Annotated in this window: 17 protein-coding genes; 3 read left to right on the forward strand and 14 right to left on the reverse strand. The window is 60.9% G+C overall.

Annotation, left to right across the window (positions count from 1 at the left end):
- Positions 1-9: 9 nt before the first annotated feature.
- Genes ACYAS9_RS09520 through ACYAS9_RS09530 form a run of 3 tightly spaced genes read right to left on the reverse strand, consistent with a single transcriptional unit; the run spans position 10 to position 1,684 of the window.
- On the reverse strand, positions 10-708 hold the full coding sequence (locus ACYAS9_RS09520) for a PilW family protein (RefSeq protein WP_463568049.1): 699 nt from the start codon (positions 706-708) through the stop codon (positions 10-12).
- Positions 708-1,220, reverse strand: coding sequence for a type IV pilus modification protein PilV (pilV, locus tag ACYAS9_RS09525; RefSeq protein WP_463568050.1), 513 nt, complete (start codon positions 1,218-1,220; stop codon positions 708-710). The genes ACYAS9_RS09520 and pilV overlap by 1 nt, the downstream gene beginning before the upstream one ends.
- Positions 1,217-1,684 carry a GspH/FimT family pseudopilin gene (locus ACYAS9_RS09530; protein ID WP_463568051.1) on the reverse strand — a complete coding sequence of 156 codons (468 nt, stop codon included), beginning with the start codon at positions 1,682-1,684 and terminating at the stop codon, positions 1,217-1,219. Before ACYAS9_RS09530 ends, pilV begins: the two co-directional genes overlap by 4 nt.
- A 118-nt stretch (positions 1,685-1,802) precedes the next feature.
- Between ACYAS9_RS09530 and ACYAS9_RS09535 the strand changes: the two genes are divergently transcribed.
- Entirely contained in the window at positions 1,803-2,297 is a 495-nt protein-coding gene (locus ACYAS9_RS09535) for a GspH/FimT family pseudopilin (protein ID WP_463568052.1), read from the forward strand.
- 5 nt (positions 2,298-2,302) lie between these two features.
- Here ACYAS9_RS09535 and ispH read toward each other — a convergent pair whose 3' ends face one another.
- From ispH to murJ, 6 genes are all read right to left on the reverse strand, one after another.
- Positions 2,303-3,250: a 4-hydroxy-3-methylbut-2-enyl diphosphate reductase gene (gene ispH, locus ACYAS9_RS09540; protein ID WP_463568053.1), complete on the reverse strand. Its 948-nt coding sequence runs from the start codon at positions 3,248-3,250 to the stop codon at positions 2,303-2,305.
- Between the two features lie 126 nt (positions 3,251-3,376).
- Positions 3,377-3,832: an FKBP-type peptidyl-prolyl cis-trans isomerase gene (locus ACYAS9_RS09545; protein ID WP_463568054.1), complete on the reverse strand. Its 456-nt coding sequence runs from the start codon at positions 3,830-3,832 to the stop codon at positions 3,377-3,379.
- Complete coding sequence (lspA, locus tag ACYAS9_RS09550; RefSeq protein ID WP_463568055.1) at positions 3,825-4,355, reverse strand: signal peptidase II; 531 nt, start codon at positions 4,353-4,355, stop codon at positions 3,825-3,827. The genes ACYAS9_RS09545 and lspA overlap by 8 nt, the downstream gene beginning before the upstream one ends.
- Entirely contained in the window at positions 4,348-7,179 is a 2,832-nt protein-coding gene (ileS, locus tag ACYAS9_RS09555; RefSeq protein WP_463568056.1) for an isoleucine--tRNA ligase, read from the reverse strand. Before ileS ends, lspA begins: the two co-directional genes overlap by 8 nt.
- On the reverse strand, positions 7,176-8,126 hold the full coding sequence (gene ribF / locus ACYAS9_RS09560; protein ID WP_463568057.1) for a bifunctional riboflavin kinase/FAD synthetase: 951 nt from the start codon (positions 8,124-8,126) through the stop codon (positions 7,176-7,178). The genes ileS and ribF overlap by 4 nt, the downstream gene beginning before the upstream one ends.
- A 187-nt stretch (positions 8,127-8,313) precedes the next feature.
- On the reverse strand, positions 8,314-9,855 hold the full coding sequence (gene murJ, locus ACYAS9_RS09565; protein ID WP_463568180.1) for a murein biosynthesis integral membrane protein MurJ: 1,542 nt from the start codon (positions 9,853-9,855) through the stop codon (positions 8,314-8,316).
- Between the two features lie 235 nt (positions 9,856-10,090).
- Here murJ and rpsT point away from each other — a divergent pair, with 235 nt between their 5' ends.
- On the forward strand, positions 10,091-10,363 hold the full coding sequence (gene rpsT / locus ACYAS9_RS09570) for a 30S ribosomal protein S20 (RefSeq protein WP_056841948.1): 273 nt from the start codon (positions 10,091-10,093) through the stop codon (positions 10,361-10,363).
- Between the two features lie 134 nt (positions 10,364-10,497).
- Here rpsT and ACYAS9_RS09575 read toward each other — a convergent pair whose 3' ends face one another.
- The 5 genes from ACYAS9_RS09575 to rplU form a co-directional block, all read right to left on the reverse strand.
- Positions 10,498-10,953, reverse strand: a complete 456-nt coding sequence (locus ACYAS9_RS09575) for a CreA family protein (protein WP_463568181.1) — start codon at positions 10,951-10,953, stop codon at positions 10,498-10,500.
- 38 nt (positions 10,954-10,991) lie between these two features.
- The gene (proB, locus tag ACYAS9_RS09580; protein ID WP_463568182.1) at positions 10,992-12,110 is read right to left on the reverse strand and encodes a glutamate 5-kinase; all 1,119 of its coding nucleotides are present in this window, start codon (positions 12,108-12,110) and stop codon (positions 10,992-10,994) included.
- Between the two features lie 106 nt (positions 12,111-12,216).
- Entirely contained in the window at positions 12,217-13,437 is a 1,221-nt protein-coding gene (gene cgtA / locus ACYAS9_RS09585; RefSeq protein ID WP_459743738.1) for an Obg family GTPase CgtA, read from the reverse strand.
- Between the two features lie 204 nt (positions 13,438-13,641).
- On the reverse strand, positions 13,642-13,917 hold the full coding sequence (gene rpmA, locus ACYAS9_RS09590) for a 50S ribosomal protein L27 (protein WP_056841945.1): 276 nt from the start codon (positions 13,915-13,917) through the stop codon (positions 13,642-13,644).
- Positions 13,918-13,949: 32 nt separating this feature from the next.
- Positions 13,950-14,264 (reverse strand): 50S ribosomal protein L21, encoded by a 315-nt coding sequence (rplU, locus tag ACYAS9_RS09595; protein ID WP_459743736.1) that lies wholly within the window; start codon positions 14,262-14,264, stop codon positions 13,950-13,952.
- 238 nt (positions 14,265-14,502) lie between these two features.
- Here rplU and ACYAS9_RS09600 point away from each other — a divergent pair, with 238 nt between their 5' ends.
- Positions 14,503-15,471, forward strand: a complete 969-nt coding sequence (locus ACYAS9_RS09600; protein ID WP_463568058.1) for a polyprenyl synthetase family protein — start codon at positions 14,503-14,505, stop codon at positions 15,469-15,471.
- Positions 15,472-15,551: the final 80 nt, after the last annotated feature.

Raw genomic sequence — 15,551 nt, forward strand, 5'->3', positions numbered from 1 at the left:
ACAGCCCCTTCAAAAACGATTACGCAAATAGGCAACCACCGAATATGGCTGGGGCTCGACTCGACCCATCGGGTCGACCAGAGTGAGGGTCAAGCGAACACTGCGAATCTTGGCGGCATTGTTTACCGTGATGGTGCTGGTATACGTCATCGGGTTGCCGGCCATGCCAAAGGACACATTGAACGCATTGATATTCTGTAGCAGGGGCTGTCTGTTACCGGCAGGTCCGATGAACAGCGTGTTGTTACTGAACGAGTACTCCACCTGGCGCAGTGCAAAGGCGGTTTGCCCGGCCGTTGGCGTACGGGCACCCAGGTAAATCTGCGGGTTAGTCTGGCAATCGGAAATGATGGTCCAGGTCGGCGTGGTCCCGGTTGTTCCGATATCGGCGGTGATCAGGCTCAAGGTATTGGTGGTGCTGTCCCAGAAAATAGGCCTGTCCAGCGCCGTGGGCACTGAGATCGCGGGCGAGACTGGCAAACTACTGGAGAGGCTCAGGCAGCCATACATGCCGGTCATGCGCAGCTCCTGAATCATCTTGCTGAGCACAAAACGGGCATCTTCCTGCATGCTTGCAGCCGCGTTCTGACTCTGAAAAGTTGCGCGCGATGCGCTGAAAATCTGGACGATACCCGCACTGATCACCAGACCCAACACCAGGGCAATCATGATTTCGATCAGGCCGAAGCCTCGACTACGCCGCCTCATCAGTTCACCCCGACCCGCGAGGTGAGCACAAAGGACTGCGGGGTGCTGGTGCCCGGGGTCTGGCCGGTGGCAACTGCTGCAGCGCTGGCAGCCCGGGTTTCATCCCATGTGATCGTGATGGTCACGGTAGGCTTGGTGATGGCTATATTGCTGTTGGCACCGGCGGTGGTGCCGGCAAAGGCGATGATATTCGCCCTGAAGTCCGCCAGGTCCTGATCACGGGCATTGCTTGATGCCGTCGGCGCTGCACTCAGGTTGGCCAGTGCATAGCTGGCCAACACATTGGTTGAGCCATTGTCGGCGGCATTACCGTCCACGTTGGCGCGAATGCGGTCCATCATGTCGTAGGCGATAAAACTGGCCTGGGTCGCCATGGTCGAGCTGTCAGTGTACTTGAGCGCATTGAGCTGAATGGCCGCCGCCCCCAGCAGACCGATGGCCAATACCAGCAGCGACACCAGCACTTCGATCAGTGTCATGCCTGACTGAAAACATCGGGCCTGGCTATTCATTGTGTGCAGCTTCCTTTCGACGTGATTCGTCCGGTCAGGCAGACATTCAAGGTCCGGGTCAGCGATCCTCGGGTGTACGTCATGGTCACAGCAGCGCCCGGCGCCACCATCCCGCCCAGGTTGTTGAAATCGATGGCCGCGACATTCCCCGCCCCCACTGCCGCGCCACTGGCCATGGCAGCGACGGTGCGCAATACCGTGTTCGTATCGCTGACGGTAGTGACCCGCAACTCCGTAGCCCAGTCCGAACCACTCACCGGCGCAATGCGCATAGTTACCCCGCGATTGATCGCCTCTAACCGCGCATAGTTGAGTGCATGTTGCAGATCGCCCACCTCGGTATCGGCCCGATTACCCTGCACTGTCTGGGTGAAGTTGGGCATGGCTATGGCTGCCAGTATGCCCACCACCGACACAGTGATTAACAGTTCGACCAGGCTGAACCCCTTGGCTCCATCACGCATTGAGCGTCTCCTTAACGTTACGACTATAAAGCCGCTGCAACATGGGACAACTCTAGAAGGATATACGGCGCTTTGGCGGCGACGAGTGTACGAAATGTGCTTCCAGGGAGGAAGAATATTGAAGCAGAGCGGTTTCACGTTGGTAGAACTCATGGTCACAGTGGCCGTCCTGGCGATTCTGGCGCAGGTTGCTGTACCGCAATTGAGTCAGCTGTTTCAGGCCCAACAGCGGCTGGTGGCAGCCCGAGAGCTGGCCAGCGGCATACGTTCGGCGCGGGTGGCGGCCATCACCCGCAATCAGACGGTGGTCATTGCGGCCATCGACGAAGACTGGAGTCAGGGCTGGCGGATTTTCACCGAATACAATGCAGACAAACCCGACGACGCCTTGCTGGTCGAGCGGGCACTGAATGGCAAGGTGCGCATCGTCGGCAACAACAAGGTCGCGCAAAAACTCAGTTTCGGGGGGCTTGGAGGTCTGCAAGGCTCAGGCAACGGCAGCCTGTTTGTGTGCCTGAAAGACCGCCCGGTCAGCCACTACCGGGTGGTGGTGGCGATTACCGGGCATGTCCGGATCGTCGAGCGCGAGGCCGATCAGGCCCTGTGCGGTTGAAATCCTCAGGTCAGCGACTTGACACGCAACTCCTTGGGCATCGAGAAGGTAACGTTTTCCGGGCGACCTGCCAGCTCTTCGGCGCCGGTCGCGCCCCAGGCGTGCAGTTGCTCGATGACGCCGCGCACCAGCACTTCCGGCGCCGAGGCACCTGCGGTGATGCCGATGCGGGTGATGCCATCGAACCAGCTGCGTTGCAGGTCCTGGGCGCCATCGATCAGGTAGGCCGGGGTCGACATGCGCTCGGCCAGCTCACGCAGGCGGTTGGAGTTGGAGCTGTTGGGGCTACCCACGACCAGCACCACTTCGCACTCGTCGGCCAGCAGCTTGACTGCATCCTGACGGTTTTGCGTGGCGTAGCAGATGTCGTCCTTGCGCGGCCCGCCAATAACCGGGAAGCGCGTACGCAGGGCATCGATCACCCGACTGGTGTCATCCATCGACAGCGTGGTCTGGGTCACGAAGGCCAGGCGCTCAGGGTCGCGCACCTGCAGGTTGGCGACATCCTCTTCGTCTTCGACCAGATAGATCGAGCCGCCATTGCTGGAATCGTACTGACCCATGGTGCCTTCGACTTCGGGGTGGCCTTCATGGCCGATCAGGATGCATTCGCGCCCGTCGCGGCTGTACTTGGCCACCTCGATATGCACCTTGGTCACCAGCGGACAGGTAGCATCGAACACTTTCAGGCCACGTCCCGCGGCTTCAGTTCGCACGGCCTGGGAAACGCCGTGGGCGCTGAAGATCACGATGACGTCGTCCGGCACCTGGTCCAGCTCTTCGACGAAGATCGCGCCACGGGCACGCAGGTCTTCGACGACGAATTTGTTGTGAACCACTTCATGACGCACATAAATCGGCGGGCCAAACACTTCCAGGGCGCGATTGACGATTTCGATCGCGCGGTCCACTCCGGCGCAGAAGCCGCGGGGGTTGGCGAGTTTGATTTGCATGCTGTGCCTCGTAGTGGGTAGGAGCGCGCTTGCCCGCGATTGAGTGCGTTAGCGCTCACAAAATCTATTAACCGCTGAAATTTTACGACTGCTAACGCAGCCGGTCGCGGGCAGAGCGCGCTCCTACTAGTCCAGAGCCTGGACGTCGAAGATTTGCACTTCGAAGTCCAGCGCCTTGCCGGCCAGAGGGTGGTTGAAGTCGATGGTCACTTGCTCATCGTCGAACGCTTTGACCACACCCGGCAACTCGGTGTTCGCCGCATCGTTGAAGATCACCAGCAAGCCTTCGGACAGTTCCATGCCCTCGAACTGCGAGCGTGGCATGATCTGCACGTTTTGCGGGTTGGGCTGACCAAAGGCGTTTTCCGGCAGGATCCGCACGCTTTTGTGATCGCCGGCCTTGAAGCCGAAGATCGCCATTTCAAAGCCCGGCAACAGGTTGCCATCGCCGACCTTGAAGGTCGCCGGCGACTTGTCGAAGGTGCTGTCTACCGTGTCGCCGTTTTCCAGACGCAGGGCAAAATGCAGGGTGACCTGAGTGTTCTGGCCAATGCGCTGCTCGCTCGCCGAATAGTCAGTCATGAACGGCTTCTCCGCTTTTCTTGCTCTTGAACATGTCCAGCGCCAGCATGACCGCGCCGACGCTGATCGCGCTGTCGGCCACGTTGAACGCCGGGAAATACCAGCGGTTCTGCCAGTGCACCAGAATGAAATCGATCACATGACCCAGTACCACGCGGTCATACAGGTTGCCGATCGCCCCGCCCAGCACCAGCGCCAGGGCAATCGCCAGCCAGGTGTCGTCACGCCCCAGGCGCTTGAGCCAGACCACCAGCACGGCACTGACCACAATCGCGATCAGGGCAAAGAACCAGCGCTGCCAGCCGGCGCCATCAGCCAGGAAGCTGAAAGCGGCACCGGTGTTGTAGGCCAGGGTCCAGCTGAAATAGTCCGGAATGATGATGATCTGCTGGTACAGGTTCAGCGAGTGCTCGAAGTAGTACTTGCTGGCCTGGTCGATGACCACGACCAGCAGCGTCAACCACAACCAGGACAAGCGACCAAAACGGCCTGCGCCGCTATCAAGCGTGCCCTTATCAAGCATAGTGGCGAACCTCGCCTGCGCCGCTGAGGTTATCCACACAACGGTTGCAGATCAGCGGGTGCTCGGCATGGCTGCCGACGTCTTCGCGGTGGTGCCAGCAACGGGCGCACTTGGCGTGACCGGACTTGACTACCTTGAGCTTCAAGCCAGCCACTTCGGTGACCACGGCGTCGGCCGGAGCCGACAGCAATGGCGCGACCGAAGCAGTCGAGGTGATCAGCACGAAACGCAGCTCGTTGCCCAGCCTGGTCAGGTCGGCCGCCAGCGCGTCTTCGGCGTACAGGGTCACTTCGGCCTGCAGGTTGCCGCCAATCGCCTTGGCCGCGCGCAGGTTTTCCATTTCCTTGTTGACCGTTGTCTTCACGGCCATGACACGTTCCCAATAGGCGCGGTCCAGCTCGAAGCCTTCCGGCAGTTCGCTCAGGCCTTCATACCAGGTGTTGAGCATCACCGATTCGTTGCGCTCGCCCGGCAGGAACTGCCACAGCTCGTCGGCGGTGAACGCCAGGATCGGCGCGATCCAGCGCACCAGCGCCTCGCTGATATGAAACAGCGCGGTCTGGCACGAACGCCGCGCGGTGCTGTTGGCACCGGTGGTGTACTGGCGGTCCTTGATGATGTCCAGATAGAAACCACCCAGCTCCTGCACGCAGAAGTTGTGGATCTTCGAGTAGACGTTCCAGAAGCGGTATTCGCTGTAGTGCTCTTCGAGCTCGCGTTGCAGCAGCAGCGCGCGGTCCACGGCCCAGCGGTCCAGCGCCAGCATTTCTTCGGCCGGCAGCAGGTCGGTGGCCGGGTTGAAGCCCGACAGGTTCGACAGCAGGAAGCGCGCGGTATTGCGGATACGCCGGTAGGCGTCGGCGCTGCGCTGCAGGATCTGGTCGGAGACAGCGATTTCACCGGAATAGTCGGTGGCCGCGACCCACAGACGCATGATGTCGGCGCCCAGGGTGTCGTTGACCTTCTGCGGCTCGATGGTGTTACCCAGCGACTTGGACATCTTGCGACCGCTTTCATCGACGGTGAAGCCGTGGGTCAGCAGTTCGCGGTACGGCGCGTGGTTGTCGATGGCGCAACCGGTCAGCAGCGACGAGTGGAACCAGCCGCGGTGCTGGTCGGAGCCTTCCAGGTACAGGTCGGCACGCGGGCCGCTGTCGTGGCCGATGTTGTGCGAGCCGCGCAGTACGTGCCAGTGCGTGGTGCCGGAGTCGAACCAGACGTCCAGGGTGTCGCTGATCTTGTCGTACTGGGCGGCTTCGTCACCGAGCAGTTCGGCGGCGTCGAGCTTGAACCAGGCCTCGATGCCTTCCTTCTCGATGCGCAGGGCCACTTCTTCCATCAGCTCGACGGTACGTGGGTGCAGCTCGCCGCTTTCCTTGTGCAGGAAGAACGGGATCGGCACGCCCCAGTTGCGCTGACGCGAGATGCACCAGTCCGGGCGGTTGGCGATCATCGAGTGCAGGCGCGCCTGGCCCCAGGCCGGCACGAATTTAGTCTCGTCGATGGCCTTGAGCGAGCGCTCGCGCAGGGTATCGCCTGCCACAGGCTGCTTGTCCATGCCCACGAACCACTGCGCGGTGGCGCGGTAGATCAGCGGCGACTTGTGGCGCCAGCAGTGCATGTAGCTGTGGCTGATGGTTTCGGTGTGCAGCAGGCTGCCGACTTCGGCCAGCTTGTCGATGATGTTCTGGTTGGCCTTGAAAATGAACTGGCCACCAAAGAACTCCAGCGACTCGGCATACACGCCATTGCTCTGCACAGGGCTGAGGATGTCGTCGTTGCTCATCCCGTACTGTTTGCAGATGTTGAAGTCGTCCAGGCCGTAGGCCGGGGCGCTGTGGACCACGCCAGTGCCGGCACCCAGTTCGACGTAGTCAGCCACATACAGAGGCGACAGACGGTCGTAGAACGGGTGACGGAAATTGATCAGTTCCAGCGCCTTGCCGGTGGCGGTGGCGATCACCGAACCTTCGAGCTTGTAGCGCGCCAGGCACGAAGCGACCAGCTCTTCGGCCAGAATCAGCAAGCGGTCACCGACATCGACCAGCGCATAGGTGAATTCAGGGTGAACGTTCAGCGCCTGGTTGGCCGGGATGGTCCACGGGGTGGTGGTCCAGATCACGATGGCCGCCGGTTTCGGCAGCGCTGACAGGCCGAAGGCGGCGGCCAGTTTGTCTTCATCGGCCACCGGGAAGGCGACGTCGATGGTCGAGGACTTCTTGTCCTGGTATTCGACTTCGGCCTCGGCCAGTGCCGAACCGCAATCGAAGCACCAGTTGACCGGCTTCAGGCCCTTGAACACGAAACCGCCCTTGACCATCTCGGCCAGGGCACGGACTTCGCCGGCCTCGTTGGCAAAGTTCATGGTCAGGTACGGATTGTTCCAGTCGCCCAGCACGCCCAGGCGGATGAACTCGGCCTTCTGGCCCTCGATCTGCTCGGTGGCATAGGCACGGCACAGCTCGCGGGTCTTGTCGGCGCCCAGGTTCTTGCCGTGGGTGACTTCGACCTTGTGCTCGATCGGCAGGCCGTGGCAGTCCCAGCCCGGCACATACGGTGCGTCAAAGCCCGACAGGGTCTTGGAGCGCACGATCATGTCCTTGAGGATCTTGTTCAGCGCATGACCGATGTGAATCTTGCCATTGGCATAGGGCGGGCCGTCGTGCAGGACGAACTTGGGCCGGTCCTTGCCAATTTCACGCAGCTTCTGGTACAGGCCAATGCTGTCCCAGCGCTGCAGGGTCTGCGGCTCGCGCTGGGGCAGGCCGGCCTTCATCGGGAAGGCGGTGTCCGGAAGATTTAGCGTGGCTTTGTAGTCGGTCATTTCAGGCTCTTGGTTAGCGGTTGGCCATGCCAGTGGGCACGGGCGGCGGCGACGTCCGCATTGATCGCCGTCTTGAGCGCCTCCAGCGAGGCGAAACGCTGCTCATCACGCAGCTTGTGGTGGAAGACCACCGTCAAACGCCGGCCATAGAGATCACCGGCAAAATCCAGAAGGTGCACCTCGAGGTGGGCGCTGCCATCACCGGCCACGGTCGGGCGCACGCCAATATTGGCCACGCCCGGCCAGACCTGGCCATCGATATGGGTGCTGGTCAGATAGACCCCGCTCAAGGGCACGCGACGGCGCTTGAGCTGCACATTGGCGGTAGGCGTACCCAACTGGCGGGCCAGCTTCTGGCCATGCAAGACCCGCCCGGCAATCGCGAACGGGCGACCGAGCAGTTGCTCGGCCAGCACAAAGTCGGAGGCGGCCAGGGCCTTGCGCACCTTGGTGCTGCTGACCCGCACGCCTTCTATCTCGACGGTCTGCGCCGCCTCGACAGTGAAGCCATGATCGGCGCCAGCCTGCTGCAGAAAATCGAAATCGCCGCAGCGGTCGTAGCCGAAACGGAAATCGTCGCCGACCTCAAGGTGCCTGACGCCGAGCCCGTCGATCAGGATGGTCTCGACGAACTCGGCAGCGCTGAGCTTGCTCAGGCGCTGATTGAACGACAGGCACAGCACCCGGTCAACGCCCTCGGCACGCAGCAGCTCGATCTTGTCGCGCAGGCGTGCCAGACGTGCAGGCGCGGTCTCGGGGGCGAAGAATTCACGCGGCTGTGGCTCGAAGATCACCACGCAGCTGGGCACGCCCAACTCGACTGCCCGCTCACGCAGGCGCGCCAGGATAGCCTGGTGGCCACGGTGAACACCGTCGAAATTGCCAATCGTGGCGACGCAGCCCCGGTGCTGGGGGCGCAGGTTGTGAAGGCCTCTAACCAGCTGCATAACGCGCTTCTTGCTCATAAAGTGGCCGATTATACCCAGACAAACGCATGGACGACAGGTAATGAAGATAGGTAGCGCGCTTGCCGGAATGCCGGACCACCGCGACCGGCTGCGTTAGCAGTCGTAAATTTTCAGCGTTTCCGAGATTTTGCGAGCGCTTCGCACTCGGTCGCGGGCAAGCGCGCTCCTACAATTTGATCGCCTTGCGGGCAAAATCCTTGAGACGAAAGCCCAGCAACAGCAGCATGGCGAAATAGGTCACCACGCCTGCCACCACCAGCAACCCCAGGCGCATGAAGCGCTCCAGCATGCCGCCCATATCCCAGGCCGGCATGTAATGCAGCATGCCCAGCAGCACGCCCGACATCACGCCGGCGGCCAGGCACAGCTTGAACAGATACTTTGCCCAGCCCGGCTGCGGCTGGAACAGGTCCTGGCGACGCAATTGCCAGAACAGCAGCGCGGCGTTGATGATCGCGCCGACACTGATCGCCAGCGCCAGGCCTGCATGTTGCAGCGGCCCGATAAACGCCAGGTTGAGCAGCTGCGTGACGATCAGGGTGAAGATCGCGATCTTTACCGGCGTGCGAATGTTCTGCTGGGCGTAAAAGCCCGGCGCCAGCACCTTGATCAGGATCAGACCGAGCAAACCCACTGAATAGGCCACCAGCGCGCGCTGGGTCATGGCCGCATCATGGGCGTCGAACTGGCCGTACTGGAACAGCGAAACCGTCAGAGGTTCGGCCAGCAGGCCCAGCGCCAGGGTACACGGCAAGACCAGCACGAAGCACAGGCGCAGGCCCCAGTCGAGAATCCGCGAATATTCCTGGCGGTCCTTGTCGGCGTAGGTCCTGGCCAGGGTCGGCAGCAAGATCGTGCCCAGCGCCACGCCGAGCACACCGGATGGCAGCTCCATCAGGCGGTCGGCGTAGTACATCCACGACACGGAGCCTGCCACCAGGAACGAGGCGAAAATCGTGTTGATGATCAGCGAAATCTGACTGACCGACACGCCGAGAATGGCCGGCAGCATCTGCCGCATCACCCGCCACACCCCCGAATCACGCAGATTAAGGCGCGGCAACACCAGCATGCCGATCCTTTTCAGGTGCGGCAGTTGGTACAGCAACTGCAGCAGGCCGCCGACCAGCACCGCCCAGCCCAGCGCCATGATCGGCGGGTCGAAGTACGGAATCAGGAACAGCGAGAAGCCGATCATGCTGACATTAAGCAGCGTTGGCACGAAGGCCGGTACGGCGAAACGGTTCCAGGTATTGAGAATCGCGCCGGCCAGCGATGACAGCGAGATCAGCAATATATAAGGAAACGTCACCCGCAGCAGTTCGCTGGTCAAGGCGAACTTTTCCGGCGTATCGGCAAAGCCCGGCGCCGTGGCCCAGATAATCCAGGGTGCGAATATCACGCCCAGCAAGGTGATCAGCGCCAGCGCCAGCGTCAGCAACCCCGAAACATAAGCCACGAAGGTGCGGGTCGCCTCCTCGCCTTGCTGCTGTTTGTATTCGGCCAGAATCGGCACGAACGCCTGGGAAAACGCACCCTCGGCAAAGATGCGCCGCAACAGGTTAGGCAGCTTGAAGGCGATGAAAAAGGCATCGGTCGCCATGCCGGCGCCAAAGGCCCGAGCGATGATGGTATCGCGCACGAAGCCCAGAATCCGGGACAGCATGGTGATGGAGCTGACAGCAGCCAGTGACTTGAGCAGATTCATTAAAGAGTTACGCGCCTCGACCAAACGACTCATGCATGCAATACTCCGCGCCCCAAATGAGCCCGAAGCCAAGGTGCGCGAGTTTACAGGTCGCGCAGTGGAAGTGAAGCACCGGCTTTATGCCACGACCGCTCAGCGGAACCGAGCATCTGAGCTTGACAACACTTCCACTCATCGGCATGATTCGCGGCCTTGTTTGTAAGCTAATTCATAAAGTCTTTCGAGGAGCTTGACGGTGGCCAACTCACCTTCCGCCAAAAAACGTGCAAAACAGGCTGAGAAGCGTCGCAGCCACAACGCCAGCCTGCGTTCCATGGTTCGTACCTACATCAAGAATGTAGTTAAAGCCATTGACGCAAAAGACGCAGAAAAAGCGCAAGCCGCTTACACTCTGGCTGTTCCTGTCATCGACCGTCTGGCCGACAAAGGAATCATCCACAAGAACAAGGCTGCTCGCCACAAGAGCCGCCTGAATGGTCACATCAAGGCTCTGAAAGAAGCTGCCTGATTGATCTGTTCTTGAAAAACCGGCCTCAGGGCCGGTTTTTTTATTGCCTGTAAAAAAGCCCCGCCCGTAATTCATGCAACTGGGTTCGCGGCCAAAGCCACTCCTGCGAGCAGCTATCAGCCGCGCCTTCGGGCTTACGGGGTGGCGACCGCTTGCGGCCAGGGCAGGATCGGAATGGCGGTCACCGCATTTTGCGGACTGCCTTCGATCAGACGATCGCTGTAGACCAGATACACCAGCGTATTGCGCTTCTGATCGAGGAAACGCACCACCTGCATGGTCTTGAACACCAGCGAAGTGCGCTCCTTGAACACTTCCTCGCCATCCTTGAGCGTCGCCTTGAAGCGAATCGGCCCGACCTGTCGACAGGCAATGGAGGCCTCGGCACGGTCTTCGGCCAGCCCCAGCCCGCCCTTCACGCCGCCGGTCTTGGCGCGCGACAGATAGCACGTCACACCCTCGACGCCCGGATCGTCGAACGCCTCGACCACGATCCGGTCATTGGGGCCGACAAACTTGAACACCGTCGACACCTGACCGATCTCTTCAGCGCCTGCCAGCAAAGGCCAGAACACCATCAGCGCCGCCATTTTCCTGATCACATGCCGCATACCCACATTCACCCTGCTCAGACCAGAATCAGATTGTCGCGATGCACCAGCTCAGGCTCGGCCATATAGCCCAGCACCCGGACAATCGCCTCGGAGGACTGGCCAATGATCTTCTGCGCTTCGATTGCGCTGTAGTTGCTCAGACCGCGCGCCACTTCCCGACCATCGGGCGCGACACAAACGACCATTTCGCCACGACGGAAGCTGCCTTGCACCAGCTTGACGCCCACCGGCAGCAGGCTCTTGCTGTCCGACACCAGCGCCGCCACCGCGCCCTCGTCGAGCACCAGCGTGCCACGGGTTTGCAGGTGACCCGCCAGCCATTGCTTGCGCGCCGCGAGCATTTCACGCTCTGGCGACAGCAGCGTACCCAGCTGCTCGCCCGCCTTGAGGCGCGACAGCACCTGCTCGATACGCCCACCGACAATCACGGTGTGCGCACCCGAACGTGCCGCCAGTCGCGCCGCACGCAGCTTGGTCTGCATGCCACCACGCCCCAGCGCACCACCGGTGCCGCCAGCCACCGCGTCCAGCGCAGGGTCATCGGCGCGGGCCTCGGAAATCAGCTGGGCATCGGGGTTATTGCGCGGGTCGGCATCGAACATGCCATCGCGGTCGGTGAGGATCACCAGCAAGTCAGCCTCGACCAGGTTGGCCACCAGCGCAGCCAGCGTGTCGTTGTCGCCGAAACGGATTTCGTCGGTGACCACGGTGTCGTTTTCGTTGATCACCGGCACCACGCCCAATTCGACCAGCGCACGCAAGGTGCTGCGCGCATTCAGGTAGCGCTTGCGGTCGGACAGGTCGTCATGGGTCAGCAGAATCTGCGCGGTGTGCCGGCCATGCTCGGCAAAGCTTGATTCCCAGGCCTGCACCAGGCCCATCTGGCCGATGGCGGCAGCGGCCTGCAACTCGTGCATCGCGCTCGGTCGAATCGTCCAGCCCAGGCGGCTCATGCCCGCCGCCACAGCGCCCGAAGACACCAGCACCAGCTCGACGCCTGCATTATGCAGCGCCACCATCTGCTCGACCCACACGCCCATTGCCGAGCGATCCAGCCCCTTGCCATCAGCGGTCAGCAAGGCACTGCCGATCTTCACGACCCAGCGCTGGGCACCTGTCACTTTGCTGCGCATCATCTTCCAACCTTAGCCAGAGAATTTTCTTGGATACAAAACTTGAACACAAATACAGGCGACACAAAAACGCCGCTCGAAAGCGGCGCTAGTTTACTTCAAGCAATCAGTCACGGACGTAAATGATTTCCGGACCGTCTTCATCGTCCAGATCATCATCCCAGTCGTCGTCGCTGACATCTTCGACGCTCTTCACGCCGCTGCGACGCAGGGCACGCTGGTCGTCCAGCGCCTGCAACTGGGCACGCGCCTCATCTTCGATGCGCTGATCCAGCTCGGCCAGCTCTTCGGCGTACGCAGGGTCACGCTCCAGACGATCGGCACGGTCTTCCAGATAACGCATGATGTCGCGCGACAGACGCTCGGTGCCTTCATGGGCAATGGCCGAGATCACGTAGACCGGACCGGTCCAGCCCAGTTGCTCGACGATTTCGCGCTTGCGCTCTTCCTGCTCTTCTTCGAGCAACTGGTCGCACTTGTTCAGCACCAGCCAGCGATCACGCTCGGCCAGCGCCGGGCTGAAGCGCACCAGCTCATTGATGATCACCTCAGCGGAATCTGCCGCACTGGATTCGTCCATCGGCGCCATATCGACGAGGTGCAGCAACAGGCGGGTACGCGCCAGGTGCTTGAGGAAGCGAATACCCAGGCCGGCACCGTCGGATGCGCCTTCGATCAGCCCCGGAATGTCGGCGATGACAAAGCTTTTCCAGCGGTCGACGCTGACCACGCCCAGGTTCGGCACCAGCGTGGTGAACGGGTAGTCGGCGACTTTCGGCTTGGCGGCCGACACCGAGCGGATGAAGGTGCTCTTGCCGGCATTCGGCAGACCCAGCAAACCAACGTCAGCGAGTACTTTCAGCTCCAGCTTGAGGTCACGCTGATCGCCTGGCTTGCCTGGCGTGGTCTGGCGTGGCGCGCGGTTGGTACTGGATTTGAAACGGGTGTTGCCCAGGCCGTGCCAGCCACCTTGAGCAACCATCAGGCGCTGACCGGCCTTGGTCAGGTCGCCGATGATTTCCTGGGTGCCTGCATCGATCACCGTGGTGCCGACCGGCACGCGTAGGATCATGTCTTCACCCTTGGCGCCAGTGCAGTCGGTGCTGCCGCCGTTGGAACCGCGCTGCGCATCGAAGTGACGGGTGTAGCGGTAGTCGACCAGGGTGTTGAGGTTTTCGTCGGCAACCATGTACACCGAACCGCCATCACCACCGTCGCCGCCGTTAGGCCCACCGTTTTCGATGAATTTTTCACGACGGAAGCTCATGCAACCGTTGCCGCCATCACCGGCTTTTACTCGAATCGATACTTCATCAACAAATTTCATAACACTTGCTCCCGTCACGAGGACGAGCAGAACCACATGAATTCATAAGCCTCTTGCAAAGATGAGCGCTGCGACACCGATCAAAAACCAGAGGGCCCGGGGCCCGTATCACAACAGCTCGCACAGACAGCTTTGCAAGAGACTCACCACCACCGAAAACGAAAAAGCCCCGTCGCAAGACAGGGCTTTTCATGCAACACGTAATTACACTGCCGCGGCTTCAGCCTTCGGAATGATGCTTACGTAACGGCGATTGAAAGCGCCCTTCACTTCGAACTTCACCACGCCTTCCACTTTCGCGAACAGGGTGTGGTCTTTGCCCATGCCAACACCGTAGCCAGCGTGGAACTCGGTGCCGCGCTGACGAATGATGATGTTGCCTGGGATGATTGCCTGGCCGCCGTAGATTTTAACGCCAAGACGTTTACTTTCTGAGTCGCGACCGTTGCGAGTACTACCGCCGGCTTTTTTGTGTGCCATGAGTCAATTCTCCAAATGAGGATTAGGCTGAATTACGCCTGAATACCGGTGATTTTGATCTCGGTGTACCACTGACGGTGGCCCTGGCGCTTCATGTGGTGCTTACGACGACGGAACTTGATGATACGAACCTTGTCGTGACGACCTTGTGCAACCACTTCAGCGACAACGGTAGCGCCAGCAACGACTGGAGCGCCGATGGTGACTTCGTCGCCGTTGCCGATCAGCAGCACACGGTCAAAAGTGATGGATTCGCCAGTGGCGACTTCCAGTTTTTCAACTTTCAGGTATTCACCCGGGGCGACTTTGTACTGCTTGCCACCCGTAACGATTACTGCGTAAGACATGGTATCTCTCCGAAAATCCTGCTCACCCAGCTCTTTATAGGTAGAGTATCGGCTGGCATGGCTGCATCAGGCTGGAGACCTTAATGCAATTGCGTAAGGCAGGTGCTGCCCAAGAAAGTAAGGGTGCGCGATTGTACGCAAGCTGCCAGAGCCTTGCAAGTGCCCACCCATCACGCCTTGACACACCCTGACCCGCGACCTAGCATGCGGCGCAACCTATCTGGAGCACCTGTCGCTGATGCAACCCCAAGCTTTCTACCGCGCGGTGGCGGACGACTTTAGTGCCGTTGACCTGATCATCAAGCAGCAACTCACGTCGCGTGTGCCGCTGGTCTCCAAGATCGGCGATTACATCACCTCGGCCGGCGGCAAACGCCTGCGCCCGCTGCTGGTGCTGTTGAGCGGCAAGGCCCTGGGGCATCAGGACGACGACCTGCGCCTGCTGGCCGCCACCATCGAGTTCCTGCACACCGCCACCCTGCTGCACGACGACGTGGTCGACATGTCCGGCATGCGCCGTGGTCGTTCGACAGCCAATGCGCTGTGGGGCAATGCGCCAAGCGTGCTGGTCGGTGACTTCCTTTATTCGCGCTCGTTCGAAATGATGGTCGAACTGGGCTCGATGCCGGTCATGAAGATTCTCTCCAAAGCCACCCGGGTGATTGCCGAGGGTGAAGTGCTGCAACTGTCGAAGATCCGCGACGCCAGCACCACTGAAGAAATCTACATGGAAGTGATTCGCGGCAAGACCGCCATGCTCTTCGAAGCCTCGACCCATAGCGCCGCAGCGCTGTGCGGCGCCAGCCCGGAGCAAACCGAAGCCCTGCGCACATTCGGCGACCATCTGGGCGTGGCCTTCCAGCTGGTTGACGACTTGCTCGATTACCGTGGCGATGCCGAGACCCTGGGCAAGAACGTCGGTGACGACCTGGCCGAAGGCAAGCCGACCCTGCCGCTGATCTACACCATGCGCGAAGGCACGGCCGAACAGGCAGCGCTGGTGCGTCAGGCGATTCAGAAAGGCGGCCTGGACGATCTGGAAAGTATCCGTGATGCCGTCGAAAGCGCCGGCGCCCTGGACTACACCGCCCAGCTGGCCCGTGACTATGTCGCCCGCGCCATTGCCTGCCTCGATGCCCTGCCGCCGAGCGAGTACCGCGATGCGCTGGTGGAACTGAGTGAATTTGCGGTCGCCCGCACGCACTGATCCACAGCTCGCACATAAAAAGCCCGTCCTCGTGACGGGCTTTTTGTTGGGCGCCATCGTGTACTGAAACACCGTCGCAG

The sequence above is a fragment of the Pseudomonas sp. HP_08 genome, from assembly GCF_055284095.1.